A 12525-nucleotide genomic window follows, 5' to 3' on the forward strand; every position below is an offset into this window, starting at 1 on the left:
CGGGTGGGGCGCTCTTGGCGGGGGCCTTTTTGGCGGGGGCCTTCTTGGCCGGCGCTTTTTTGGCGGGCGCCTTCTTCGCGGTCGCCTTCTTCGCAGGTGCCTTCTTAGCGGGCGCCTTCGCGAACTTCTTGGCGGCCTTCTTGGCGTCCTCAGCGGGAGGTTTCTGCTCCGGCGGCGTCGGTGGGCCGTCGGGTCCGCTGTCGGGTTGGTCCTGCGGATCTGCCATGCGGCCGCTCCTTTGTGGCTGTCTCTCGGTGTTTCTGTCGGGCGCCGGTTTCCTCGCGTCCCATCATGCCAGGGCGGCCAACGCCGCCTCAGCGCCTATGCCGCAGCGCCCACAGGCCCGCCGCGGCCACCAGCGCCACGGCCACCACCACAAACGGCCAGACCGGGACGGCGCCCCCGGCGGCGGGGCCCGCGGCGGGGGGGCCGGGTGACCCGGTGCCGGGCACGCTCAGCCGAAACGACCAGGACCCCGACACGACGTGCCCGTCGGCCGAGGTCACGCGGTAGTTCACGGTGTAGGTCCCGGCCGGCCCGAGCGGCCGCAGGCCGATGCCGACGACCGCGCCCTGCACGGTCGGTTCCCCGGTCGACCACACGTTGCCGTCGGGCCCGACGACCGTCATGGCCGCGAACGCGGTCTGCAGCCGTTCGTTGAACGTCGCGGCCACCCGGTCCGGGCCGGCCACCAGGACCGCATTGTCGGCGGGGTCGGCCGACACGCGCGTGGCGTGCGCGGAGGCGGGTTGAGCGGTCACGATCGCGGTCGACAGGGCCGCGGCCAGCAGCACGCCCACCCACACGGCGACCGCGCGGCGCGTCATGTCCGTCGGCGGATCAGCGCGAGTGCGACCCCCAGGGCGGCCACGAGCAGGGCCGCCCCGCCCAGGAGGCGGGCCGCGTTGTCCGGCCCCGCGGCCGTGGCGGCGTGGTCGCCGGTCGCGGCGGGCGACGGATGGCGCGCGTGGGGTGCGCCGGCGGTTCCCGTGAGTGTCAGCGCGGGCGCCGGATGTTCGGGCTCCCCGCCGCCCGGCAGCGGCGGCTGGTCCCACCGCACGACCGACCCGTCGGCGTAGGTCTGCGTGGCCGGGAAGGTGACGGTTTCGGCGTCGGGCAGTCGCACCGAGATGCGGAACAGCGCGAATTGGTCGGGGCCGATCCCGCCGTCCGGTGCGGCCGTCCAGGTCACCGAGCGGACGGTGCCCGAGGCCGTGTCACGGTCGAGTTTGGCCGACCATCCGGGCATGGCTTCGGTGCTGGCGGAACCCACGTTGGGCAGGGCGACGGTCAACCCGGTGGTGGCCGCGCCCGTGTTGGATTCGTTGGGCACTTTGAACGTGACGACCGCCGTGGCCCCGCGCACGGGGTTGTCGCTGCTGGCGTGGACGTGCGCCCAGGCGGACGGGATGCCCACCGCGGAACCGAAACACAGCGAGGCCGCCGCGGTCAGCGGGGTCAGGACGCGCGAAACCCGCCTGTCGTGAAGTGACATCTCAGATCGCCGCTTTCGGTGTCAGGCCAGTCCGAGCCGGGCCATCAGGTCCGCCTCGATGCCGTCGAGTTGCGACGAGATCGCGGAGTGCGCCGTCCGGCGCCGCGCGGCCGGCATGTTCTCCGCGGCCGTGACCGCCGCCGACAGATCGGCCAGCCGCTCGGTGATGGCCGCGACGAACTGCTTGGTCTCGGTGTCCTTGGGCTTGCGCTCCTGCACCATCCGCAGCGACTTTTCCGCGCCCGCGATCCGCGCCGAGAGCTGTGCGCCATGCCCGGAGAACCGGCCGATCTGCGCCAGCGGAACGCCGAGCTGGTCCGCACGGCGCTGGTCGATAAGCGCGCGGGCGGCCATCGCGGCCCGGTAGATCAGCGGCATCAGCACGGGCGCCAGCAGCCGAGAGACCGTCAGGGTCCGGCGGATCCGCGCCGGCGACAGCAGCTTGCCTTCCCGCGCCGCCTTGAGCTCGGCCTCGGCGACCTTCAGGGCCGACCGGTCGCTGTCGCGCTGCGACTTGACCTGAGCCCGGAGGGTCCGCTCCGTGGCGCGCCGGTCGGCCTTGAGCCGGCGAGCGTCGTTCTTGGCGGCCAGCTTGGCCTCGAGCTTGGCGCGCGCCCGGATCGCACGGGCCTCGGCGCGTCGCGTCGCGCGACTCTTTCGCTTGCGGAACAAGCCCATTCCCGGCCGCCTCCCGGTGCTCTCGCTGGCTGGCATGTTTGTCGCGCGCGTACGCGCGATCCGAGAGCCAACCCTAATCCGAATACGGCGACGACAGCCGTTCAGGTCGGGGATGTTCCGCCGGGCGCCGAGCTTGGAGCCCGCTACGCATCCAGTCGCTCGACGCGGCGCAATTCGTTGACCCGCTCCACGACGTCCTGCTGCGCCTGGGCAGACAGCCCCCGGGCGGCCAGCGCGATGCGGCGCACACCGTCGTCGCGCATCGTGGCCAACCACGACAACTCCCTGTCGAGCTTCTCGTAGTACTCGTCGTCGGTGAAGTAGGCCGGCTTGATACGAAAGAAGTTGGCCAGGGCGGCCATGGTGGCCGACGACGGGTTCGTGCGATTGCCCGAACGTAGCTGGGACAGATAGGGAGCCGACATCGTGATGCCTTCCGCCTTGAGCGCCGCAATCACCTCCGCGGACGTGTGCGGACCGCGTCCGGGTGGATACACAGTGTCGAACAAGCGGTTCAGGCGGGCAGCGAACGTCGTGCTCATCGATATGACCTCCACTGGGCTGGAGAAGTGAATTGTTACCTAGGTGTATTTGCTGACCATGGTAGCGACGGATTGGGCCGGCATCCAGGTGCAAACCTCGGGCGCTTCGACGCCGACGTTGCCGACGGTCGCCGAATCCCCACTCGACGAGGGTCTAACTAATTCGCTGTGGTGTCCACCGAATGCGTGAAACTCACAGGTTATCCGCAGAATTAGGGGTAACGGCCGAGGTGGCGGGCTACCGGTCCCGCGAAGGCCCGCATGATGCGCCCGGTGATGCTGTGCAGTCGCACCGCAACCCGCGGGCAACTCGAATGACGTGCTGACATCCTTTGCTGTCAAGTCCGAAAATTCCCGCGAAAACGGGCCAGGGGTACGCCTAATGGCCTCCGGGGATACCACCGGGGGCCGAGCGCAGGACGCGGCGGCGTGAGGGAAGCGCCGCCGCATGCGTTTCACGTGACGGCGGGCGACCTCCCGACGGGTGCGGCGTCCTTTCGGTGCCGGCGCAAAGTTTGCGCCGCGGCCACGGTCGTGGCGGCCAACACCGTCGCCACGGTCACTCCGACAGCCGCCGAGCGCCACCCCAGCGCGTTGTCGAACAGCATCCACAGGCCGAACACCAGGAAGAGCAGGCTGGCCAGGGCGTGCAAAAATCCCCGCGGAAGCCGCCGATGCAGCAGCATGCCGACCCCGATCGCTAGCGCGTCCGCGAACACCATGCCCAGGGTGGAGCCGATCCACACGCCCGCCCAGTCGTGATGGCTGGCCAGCGTGACCGTGGCCAGCGACGTCTTGTCGCTCAATTCGGCGAGCGTGAACGAGGACACCACCGTCAGCAGCGCATGGCGGGGTTCGCGGCCGGTCGCGACCGCCGGGTCGTCGGCGCCACCCTCGCGCCATGCCCACGCCGCGAACAACAGGAACGCGATCGCCGACGCGAACGCGATGGGACGCGCCGGCAGGGTGGTGCCGAGGAAGTGGCCGATCGCCACCGTCGTCCCGTGCACCATGCATGACGCGATCGCCACGCCGGTCAGCACCACCCACCACCGGTAGCGCAGCGCGTAGGTCATGGTGATGAGCTGGGAGCGGTCGCCGAGTTCGGCGACGAAGACCACCCCGAGGGTGAGCAATGTGGCGGCGAGCATGGCGGGCGACCTTTCGACACGTCGTCGGTGACGATCCACCGAACATCGGTCGAAGGTCTCGCCCACCTGTCCAGTGGGACCGGTTCGTCGGCCGGGCTATGCGCCAGTATGTCGACACGACGATTCGGGGCTACTCCCCTTCGCTAACGGTCCCCAGGCTAACCGGCGGATCGGCCCGGCGCCAGAACGATGCCCAAGTTCGGGAACCCGTATTTGTCGATTCGGACGCCGAATGTCAGGCTTCGAATTGCCTTATGCCACAAGCAGCATCGCCAGAATCGCTGTATCGGGATGGCTGATCGGGTCGACACCCACCCGGCTCACCATGGAGGTAATCGTCCCGTCGGCCTCCGCCTCGACCCAGGCCGCCCGGTGCTCCAGTCCCAGGTACGGCAGTCCCGGCAGCAAGACGCACCCCGACGCGGCGCCGGTGCATTCCGGCAGCGAGGGCGTGGTTTCCGACGGCGGGTGCAGCATCATCAGTGCGGGGGGTTGACGGTCGGCGAAATACCCTGGCTGGATGGCGGATTCGCCGAAGACGGTGCCCTCGGCCAGCACCAAGCCCACGGTGTCCGGCTCGGGTTCGTCAGGCAACTCCTCGCGTGCACCGAAAACCGTTGTGGTGGAGAGCAATCCAGGCAACGACGCGACCCTGACCGCCACCATCAGCAGTTGGGCCCACTCTTTCGTCGAATCGGGCCAGCGGCCCGAGATCACAAACCCTTTGAGGGCGCCACGAGCGTGGAAGGGCGAAACCCCGATAGGGCGGTCCGACCCGGTCTCCATTCCGACCTCCCGTGTGACTGATCCGCTCGATTAACCACACCGGTAACCCGAATAATTCAGCATGCCTGCAGTTCAGGCGCGGTGCAACCCGACACGACCACAGCGCTCGCGCCGGCCGAAAAGTCGCACGGGCCCCGGGTAAGGCAAGGGCGCCACGCGATCGCGTGACGCCCCGCCTCTGCGCGATAGCCGCCTCAGCCGAAAATCAGCCCGCTGGTTTTCGACGTCGCCGCCGCGTAGCGGTTCTGCACGTCCGCCCAGTTGACGACGTTCCAGAACGCCTTGGCGAAGTCGACCTTGACGTTCTTGTATTGCAGGTAGAAAGCGTGCTCCCACATGTCGAGCAGCAGCAGCGGCACAATGCCGAGCGGGAAATTGGACTGGTGGTCGTAGACCTGAAAGACCAGCAGCTTTTGGGCCAGCGTGTCCCAGCCGAGCGCCGCCCAGCCCGACCCCTGCACGGTGGTGGCGGCCGCGTGGAACTGCGCGCGGAACTTGTCGAACGATCCGAAGGCGTCGTCGATGGCGGCGGCAAGCTCGCCGGTCGGCTTGTCGCCGCCGTCGGGAGAGAGGTTCTTCCACCAGATGGTGTGGTTGACGTGACCGGCCAGGTTGAATGCCAGGTTCTTCTCGTTCAGCAGGATCGAGCCGTGGTCTTCCTTGGAGCGCGCCTCCTCCAGTTTTTCCAGGGCGTCGTTGGCACCTTTTACGTAGGTGGCGTGGTGCTTATCGTGGTGAAGCTCGTTGATCTGGCCGGAAATGTGCGGTTCCAGCGCTCCATAGTCCCAGTCCAAATCGGGCAGGGTGTATACAGCCACGGCATTCCTTTCTTCGGTGCATAGTTGGTGATGATCGGACGCTCATCGCGCGGGGCTGCCACGCGGCGGCCAGCGTAATCAACCCTGCTCTATGACCGCGCGCGCCGCAAGGACGGGCGCTGGAGGCCGGGATACCCAGTTGGGGTTATCTCAATACAGAACGATGACGGCCAGAACGGCGAGCAACGCCAGCGCGATGAGGGCGGCGCGCAAGGCGGCGACGCTATAGCTGTGGTTACAGGCGGGCGAGCCGGGATACGAGTTCGACGCGGCCGGCGAACCCGGACCGAACGAATGCGTGGCCATCAAGCGCCTTTCAGCTGCATCCCCACGGTTTAGTGAGGTGAGTCACAACCATTTTTCGTGACCGCGATCATAACCCCTCGTTCCGTGGTTGAAAAATGCGCCGCACCAACGCCGCTTCCAGCCCCGCGGCGCGGGGCCGCCGGAGGGGATGAACACGCGAACCGCCATACGGACACGCCCCGGCGAGAGGAATGCATAGTGAGGCAATCCATTCGCTCGAGCGCCGAGCGGGCCTGTTTATGGCACAGCCGTACCACCCGCTTGTTATCCACAATTGTGGCGCGGGATCGCCGATAGCGCTTGCTGACGCGGCATCTACCCGCCGGTCGAGTGTGGATAAACCTGTGGAAACTGTGGATAGTGCTAGCCGCTGCCGGTGTTGCCCGACCGCGCGTGGCGGGCCTTCGTCGCCGGCGCGGTGCCGGATTGCCCCGCTTCTCCGCCGGCCGCCTGCGCCGGCCGGCGTCGTCGCCGGCGCGGTGCCGGATTGCCCCGCTTCTCCGCCGGCCGCCTCCGCCGGCCGGCGTCGTCGCCGGCGCTACGCTGGTCCGGTGATCCAGGTGTGCTCCCAGTGCGGCACGCGGTGGAACGTGCGCGAGCGCCGGCGGGACTGGTGTCCGCGCTGTCGCGGCGCGCTGATGGCGCCGCTGCCGGACGCGCCTACGGTCGACCCGCGCTGGAGCGCCACCGGCGGCCCGCCGCCACGAACGCCCGCGGCCCCGGCCTGGCAACCCATGCCGCCGCGGCTGCCGGCGGGCTTTCGATGGATAGCCGTGCGACCAGGTGCGGCACCGCCCGCGCGCCGCGGGCGACGGGCTCTGGGGCCCACGCCGCGCTACAGTTTCATCCCGCGCTGGGGATTGGCCGACCGTGTCGAGCAGGCCCCGGCCCCAACCGACAAGCCTCCGCGGACGGGGCCGTCGGCGCCGGCCGTACGCACCACCCTGCTGTTGAGCGTGCTGGTGCTCTGCCTCACCGCCGTCGTGTACGTGCTGCGTTATGTGCTGTTGATGATCAACCGCAACACGTTGCTGAACTCGATCGTGGCCATCGCCGCGGACTGGCTCGGGATCCTGGCCAGCGTGGGCGCGATCGCGGCGACGATCGCCTGCGGTGTGATGCTGATCCGCTGGCTGATCGCGCGGCGGGCGGCCGCGTTCGCGCATCACGGCCTGCCCGAGCCGCGATCGGTGCGGGCCCTGTGGGCCGGGTGCGTGGTGCCCTTCGCGAACCTGCTGTGGGCCCCCGTCTTCGTCATCGAGCTGGCGACCATCGAAGAGCACTACCCACGGCTGCGACGATCGATCTTCGAATGGTGGATCGCCTGGATTGTCAGCTACCTGGTTTCGATCTTCGCGATCTGCACCAGCTTCGCCACCGACGCCCAGGGCATCGCCGACAACACCGTGCTGATGGTCTTCGCCTACCTGCTCGCGGCGATCACCCTGGCCGCGGTCGGCCGGGTCTTCGAGGGATTCGAGCGCAAGCCGGTGGAGCGGCCCGCGCACCGGTGGGTCGTGGTCGAACCGGAGCACACCGCCGACCGCGCTCCGGTTGAGTCGGAGGGGCAAGAACCGGCAGCATAGGGGTATGCCGTGGGCCGATGAGGTGCTCGCCGGGCATCCGTATGTCGTCGCCCATCGGGGCGCTTCGGCCGCTCGGCCCGAACACACGCTGGCCGCTTACGATCTCGCGCTCAAACAGGGCGCCGACGGCGTGGAATGCGACGTGCGCCTCACCCGCGACGGCCACCTGGTCTGCGTCCACGACCGTCGGCTGGACCGCACGTCGACCGGGGCCGGCCTGGTCAGCACGATGACGCTCGCCCAGCTGCGCGAGCTCGAATACGGTGCGTGGCACGAGAGTTGGCGCGCCGACGGTACCCACGGCGACACCAGCCTGCTGACGCTGGACGCCCTCGTCTCGCTCGTCCTCGACTGGCACCGGCCCGTGAAGATCTTCGTCGAGACCAAGCACCCGGTCCGCTACGGCTCCCTGGTGGAAACCAAGCTCCTCGCGCAGCTGCATCGCTTCGGGTTGGCCGCGCCCCCCTCCGCCGACCGGTCCCGCGCCGTGGTGATGTCGTTCTCGGCGGCCGCGGTCTGGCGGATACGGCGAGCCGCCCCGCTGCTGCCGACGGTGCTGCTCGGTAGGACCGCGCGCTATCTGGCCAGCGGCGCGGCCACCGCCGTCGGCGCCACCGCCGTCGGGCCCTCGTTGGCCACGTTGAGGGACTATCCGCAGCTGGCGGACCGCGCCGTCGCCCAGGGCCGGGCGGTGTACTGCTGGAACGTCGACGAGTACGACGACATCGACTTCTGCCGGGACGTCGGGGTGGCCTGGCTCGCCACCCACCACCCGGGCCGCACCAAGGCCTGGTTGAACAAGGCGCCGGCGCGCGACATCTAGCTATTGCTGTCCCTCGAGCGCGGCGGCGGGCACCGGCGCGTCGGCGGCGAGCGCGTCGAACAGCTCGCCGGCGGCCGAGTGGTTCCACACGACCACCGCCCCGGAGCCGCTGGAGGTGAATTCACCGATCGGGACGGTCAGCGCGGTGGGGGATTGGTGCAGTGCCCAGCCGAGCCGGGCCAGATCCCACACATGGTCACCGCGGTCGACGGTCATGGCGTCGGCGGCCGCGCGCGCTACCGGGTACCAGCGCAGCGGGTTGAGCCACACCGCCGGGCTGGCGGCGCGGTGCAACAGCGCCGACAGGAACTGCCGCTGGTTGGCCATCCGGTCCAGGTCGGCGCGCGGGGTATCGCGCGTCCTGACGTATCCGAGCGCCTGACGGCCGCCGAGCTTCTGGCAGCCGGCGGGCAGGTCGATTCCGGCCAGCGGATCGTCGATCGGCGCGGTCGGGCACGCGGTGACCCCGCCCAGCGCGTCCACCAGATCGGCGAACCCGCCGAACCCGATCTCGACATAGTGGTCGAGCCGCAGCCCGGTGGCCCCCTCGATCGTGCGCGCCAGCAAGGGCGCCCCGCCCATCGCGAACGCCGCGTTGATCTTGTCCCGGCCGTCATCCGGAATCGGCACATAGGAGTCGCGCGGGATCGACACCACCGTCGCCGGCGTGCCCGATCGGAACTCGGGCACGTGCACCAGCAGGATCGTGTCGGTGCGGCTGTTGCCGATGTCGCCGCCGGTTGCCAGGTCTTGTTGCTGCTCGGTCGTTAGGCCCAGGCGGCTGTCGGAGCCGACGATGAGCCAGTTGGTGCCGCGGCCGGCCGCGGGCCGGTCGGCGTAATCGGTCAGCACCTGCTCGCGGCGCAGCTTGGTGTCGAACCACGCTGCCCCGCCCAGGATGCCGGCGCCGGCGAGTAGCGCGGCGATCAGCACCGCGAGTGCGGACACCCGGACCCAGCGGCGCTTGCGCCGCGCCCGCGGGCTCACGGGCCGCGGCGGGGGAACCGCCGCCGAAACCGGGGGCGCCGCCCGGCGCAGCGGGGTCGTCGCCGGTTCGGGTGATCGCTCGTCGCTCACCCGGATAACGTACGTGCGGGCTGGTCCGATGGTGCACACTCGGCGCCCTGGGCGCACACTCGACGCCCGGGCGACCGTCGTATACCGCCTAGTGGCGGGCCCGCAGCCCGTTGATGAACGGGCAGCCCATCAGCACCCTTATCGCCTGGCTCAGACCGGTCATGTCGTCCACCGGCCGGTGGAAGGGCAGCCGCACGTCGTGGTCGCCGTCGTCGCCCTCGACGCGGAACCGCACGCCGTACCGGTCGAGGCCCAGCGGGCGCACCGGGCCGCGCCGCAACCGCGCCGGCAGGCGCGACACCAGCCGCGCGACCACGTCGTTGTGGACGGTGTCCAGGTGCCACAGCAGGCCGGCCTCGATCTCGCAGAACGGGTCGGGGCGGGCGGCCAGTAGGTCCGCCACGCTGACGGGTTCCGCGCCGGTGGCGTCCGTGACGACGACGGACTCGACTTCCAGCCGCAGCAGCGTGTAGCGGGGATCCCCGTCGGCGGGCGCCGACCTCGGGGTTTCGATTTGAAGCAGCGCCGGGTTGGGGCACTCGGCGGCGATCAGGTCCAGCACGTCGGTCACCATGTCGGGCGGGACCCGGTGCAGGCGACCGCGCACCCACACCAGCGAACGGACCGGTTCGCGCAGCGGAAGCGGGGCGTAGTCCGTCAGCTCAAGCAGCGCCTGCGATCCGGAGAGGGGGGCATTCGCCTCGTCCACGAGGCCGGGCGGCAGCGCCACGGCGAAGGACCCGTCGGGCAGCAGGTGGTACACCGGCGTCGCGACCGGGTCCTGACGCGCCGCCGCCCCGGCCGAAGCCTCCAGCGCCAGCAGCGCGCCGCCCGCACGTGCGCAGGCGCTGCGGATGCGTTCGGCGGTCGTCGGCGTGGTGCTGCTCAACGTGGTCATACGTTCTCCCTAACGTATTAGGTAAGCCTAACTTAACTTACGACCCACGGCGCCGCAAGGCCTGCACCGGGTCTGGCGCCGTTAGGGTTGGAGAGTGGTCCGCATCGCCTACCTCGGTCCCGAGGGGACGTTCACCGAGGCGGCGCTGCTGCAAATCACCGCCGCTGGGCTGGTTCCCGAGCAGCGGTCGGGCGCCGTCCGGCAGCTGCCGATCGAGAGCACGCCCGCGGCGCTCAACGCGGTACGAGACGGCGACGCGGACTACGCGTGCGTGCCGATCGAGAACTCGATCGACGGCTCGGTGATTCCGACTCTGGACAGCCTGGCGATCGGCTCGCCCCTGCAGGTGTTCGCCGAAACGACGCTGGACGTGGCGTTCAGCATCGTCGTCAAACCCGGTGTGGACGCCGCCGGTGTGCGGACCCTCGCGGCGTTCCCGGTGGCGGTGGCGCAGGTGCGCCAGTGGCTGGCCGCCCACCTGCCCGGCGTCGAGCTGAAGCCGGCCTACTCCAATGCCGACGCGGCGCGGCAGGTGGCCGAGGGGCAGGCCGACGCGGCGGTGACCTCGCCGCTGGCCGCGTCGCACTGGGGCCTGGCCGCGCTGGCCGACGGCGTCGTCGACGAGCCCAACGCGCGCACCCGCTTCGTGCTGATCGGGCTGCCCGGGCCGCCGCCCGCGCGCACCGGCGCCGACCGGACCTCGGTGGTGTTACGCATCGACAACGTGCCCGGCGCGCTGTTGGCGGCCCTGGCCGAATTCGGGATCCGCGGCATCGATTTGACCCGCATCGAATCCCGCCCGACCAGAACGGAACTCGGAACCTACCTGTTCTTCGCCGATTGCGTCGGCCACATCGACGACGGCGCCGTCGCCGAGGCACTCAAGGCGCTGCACCGTCGTTGTGCCGATGTGAGGTATCTGGGTTCGTGGCCGACGGGGTCGGCCGCCGGGGTGTCGCCGCCGCCGGCCGACGAGGCGTTGCGCTGGCTGGAGCGACTGCGGGAGGGCAAACCCACATGAGCGGGCGGCTGGTGCTGCTGCGGCACGGGCAGTCCTACGGCAACGTCGAGCGCAGGCTGGACACGCGTCCGCCGGGCACGGAGCTGACGCCGTTGGGTCGCGAGCAGGCGCGGGCGTTCGCCCACGGCTGGGGGCGGCCGGCGATGCTCGCCCACTCGGTGGCCACGCGGGCGTCGCAGACGGCCGGGGTGATCGCCGCGGAGGTCGGCGTGGGTGTCCTGGAGGTTTCCGGCATCCACGAGGTACAGGTCGGAAGCCTGGAGGACCGCAGCGACGACGCGGCGGTCGCGGAATTCAACGCGATCTACGAACGGTGGCATCGCGGCGACCTCGACGTCCCCCTGCCCGGCGGGGAAACGGGCAGCGATGTCCTGGAGCGCGTCGTGCCGGTGCTGACCGAATTGCGCGTGCGCTACCTCGACGACGCCGACTGGAACGGCGACATCGTCGTCGTCAGCCACGGCGCGGCGATCCGGCTGGCCTCCGCGGTGCTGGCCGGCGTGGACGGCAACTTCGCGCTGGACCACCACTTGGAAAACGCGGAATCGGTGGTGCTGGCCCCGATCACCGACGGGCGGTGGAGCTGCCTGCGCTGGGGCACCCTGACGCCGCCGTTCTACCCCCAGGCCGACGCGACCCCGGTCGCCGACGCGGTGCGCTCAAGCACCGATCCGATGGGCTGAGGGCTGATCGGCGTCCGCACACCCACAGCCGACGGCGTCGCAGTCGACCACGAACGCGTGCGGCAACAGCTCGGGGCTGTCGCAGTCCGGCTCGGTGCACTCCGACCGTCCCCAGAAGCGGCCGACGCTATGGCGAATGATGGTGCCGTGGCAGTGGTCCAAGCCCGCCCGGCACTCGCGGCACTCAGCGCTCATACGCCGTTCATAGCACCCGGCACCGACGACGCCGGGATGCCGCGCCCAAGAATTCAGGACCAACCCAGCTCTTCGAGCCGGTCGTCGTCGATGCCGAAGTGATGGGCGATTTCGTGGATCACCGTGATCGCCACCTCCTCGACGACGTCGTCGTCTGAGTCGCAGGCGTCCAGCAGCGCCTCGCGGTAGATCGTGATGGCGTCCGGCAGCGCGCCGGCGTAGTCGGAGTCGCGCTCGGTCAGCGCCACCCCTTCGTACAGCCCGAGCAGTTCGGCGTCCTCGGGGTGACGGTCCGCGACGAGGACGACGACGTTGTCCATCGCGGCGGCCAACTCGGGCGGGATCAGGTCGAGCGCGTCGGAGACCAGTTCGTCGAACCGCTGCGGGTCCATCCGCACGGGCACCCGACTAGCCTGCCGGCGCGGGTTCGGCCGGCGGGGCCGGCGGCGGCTCGGCGGGGGGAGGG

At 70.2% G+C, this 12525-nt stretch carries 16 protein-coding genes and 1 pseudogene; 4 read left to right on the plus strand and 13 right to left on the minus strand.

The window, feature by feature from the left end:
• The 9 genes and pseudogenes from BST11_RS25550 to BST11_RS28045 form a co-directional block, all read right to left on the minus strand.
• Positions 1-226 (minus strand): annotated as a pseudogene (locus BST11_RS25550) (Rv3852 family protein); the annotation flags it as partial.
• 88 nt (positions 227-314) lie between these two features.
• A complete protein-coding gene (locus BST11_RS25555; protein WP_083141002.1) occupies positions 315-827 on the minus strand; it encodes a copper resistance CopC family protein in 513 nt (170 codons plus the stop codon).
• Positions 824-1495: a YcnI family protein gene (locus BST11_RS25560; protein ID WP_083141003.1), complete on the minus strand. Its 672-nt coding sequence runs from the start codon at positions 1493-1495 to the stop codon at positions 824-826. Before BST11_RS25560 ends, BST11_RS25555 begins: the two co-directional genes overlap by 4 nt.
• A 21-nt stretch (positions 1496-1516) precedes the next feature.
• Positions 1517-2173 (minus strand): DUF6474 family protein, encoded by a 657-nt coding sequence (locus tag BST11_RS25565; protein ID WP_083141004.1) that lies wholly within the window; start codon positions 2171-2173, stop codon positions 1517-1519.
• Positions 2174-2316: 143 nt separating this feature from the next.
• The gene (locus BST11_RS25570) at positions 2317-2715 is read right to left on the minus strand and encodes a secretion protein EspR (RefSeq protein ID WP_067324911.1); all 399 of its coding nucleotides are present in this window, start codon (positions 2713-2715) and stop codon (positions 2317-2319) included.
• Positions 2716-3170: 455 nt separating this feature from the next.
• On the minus strand, positions 3171-3866 hold the full coding sequence (locus BST11_RS25575) for a TMEM165/GDT1 family protein (RefSeq protein ID WP_083141005.1): 696 nt from the start codon (positions 3864-3866) through the stop codon (positions 3171-3173).
• Between the two features lie 252 nt (positions 3867-4118).
• Entirely contained in the window at positions 4119-4652 is a 534-nt protein-coding gene (locus BST11_RS25585) for a peptidase (RefSeq protein ID WP_083141007.1), read from the minus strand.
• Between the two features lie 194 nt (positions 4653-4846).
• Positions 4847-5470 (minus strand): superoxide dismutase, encoded by a 624-nt coding sequence (locus BST11_RS25590; RefSeq protein ID WP_068211758.1) that lies wholly within the window; start codon positions 5468-5470, stop codon positions 4847-4849.
• 150 nt (positions 5471-5620) lie between these two features.
• Entirely contained in the window at positions 5621-5776 is a 156-nt protein-coding gene (locus BST11_RS28045; RefSeq protein WP_165608024.1) for a hypothetical protein, read from the minus strand.
• Positions 5777-6327: 551 nt separating this feature from the next.
• Here BST11_RS28045 and BST11_RS25595 point away from each other — a divergent pair.
• Positions 6328-7362 carry a DUF4328 domain-containing protein gene (locus tag BST11_RS25595; protein WP_083141008.1) on the plus strand — a complete coding sequence of 345 codons (1035 nt, stop codon included), beginning with the start codon at positions 6328-6330 and terminating at the stop codon, positions 7360-7362.
• Positions 7363-7366: 4 nt separating this feature from the next.
• Positions 7367-8185, plus strand: coding sequence for a glycerophosphodiester phosphodiesterase (locus tag BST11_RS25600; protein ID WP_083141009.1), 819 nt, complete (start codon positions 7367-7369; stop codon positions 8183-8185).
• Here BST11_RS25600 and BST11_RS25605 read toward each other — a convergent pair whose 3' ends face one another.
• Positions 8186-9133 (minus strand): LCP family protein, encoded by a 948-nt coding sequence (locus BST11_RS25605; RefSeq protein ID WP_372509595.1) that lies wholly within the window; start codon positions 9131-9133, stop codon positions 8186-8188. It lies immediately after the preceding gene.
• Between the two features lie 217 nt (positions 9134-9350).
• A complete protein-coding gene (locus BST11_RS25610) occupies positions 9351-10160 on the minus strand; it encodes a DUF2470 domain-containing protein (protein WP_083141010.1) in 810 nt (269 codons plus the stop codon).
• Between the two features lie 94 nt (positions 10161-10254).
• Here BST11_RS25610 and pheA point away from each other — a divergent pair, with 94 nt between their 5' ends.
• Entirely contained in the window at positions 10255-11181 is a 927-nt protein-coding gene (gene pheA, locus BST11_RS25615; RefSeq protein ID WP_083141011.1) for a prephenate dehydratase, read from the plus strand.
• Positions 11178-11864 carry a histidine phosphatase family protein gene (locus BST11_RS25620; protein ID WP_083141012.1) on the plus strand — a complete coding sequence of 229 codons (687 nt, stop codon included), beginning with the start codon at positions 11178-11180 and terminating at the stop codon, positions 11862-11864. Before pheA ends, BST11_RS25620 begins: the two co-directional genes overlap by 4 nt.
• On the opposite strand, the gene BST11_RS25625 is transcribed toward BST11_RS25620, so the two are convergent.
• The gene (locus BST11_RS25625) at positions 11841-12059 is read right to left on the minus strand and encodes a hypothetical protein (protein WP_082958234.1); all 219 of its coding nucleotides are present in this window, start codon (positions 12057-12059) and stop codon (positions 11841-11843) included. The genes BST11_RS25620 and BST11_RS25625 overlap by 24 nt on opposite strands.
• A gap of 53 nt (positions 12060-12112) precedes the next feature.
• Complete coding sequence (locus BST11_RS25630) at positions 12113-12463, minus strand: metallopeptidase family protein (protein ID WP_083141013.1); 351 nt, start codon at positions 12461-12463, stop codon at positions 12113-12115.
• Between the last annotated feature and the right edge of the window lie 62 nt (positions 12464-12525).

This window comes from Mycobacterium alsense, from assembly GCF_002086635.1.
Lineage (GTDB): Bacteria > Actinomycetota > Actinomycetes > Mycobacteriales > Mycobacteriaceae > Mycobacterium > Mycobacterium alsense.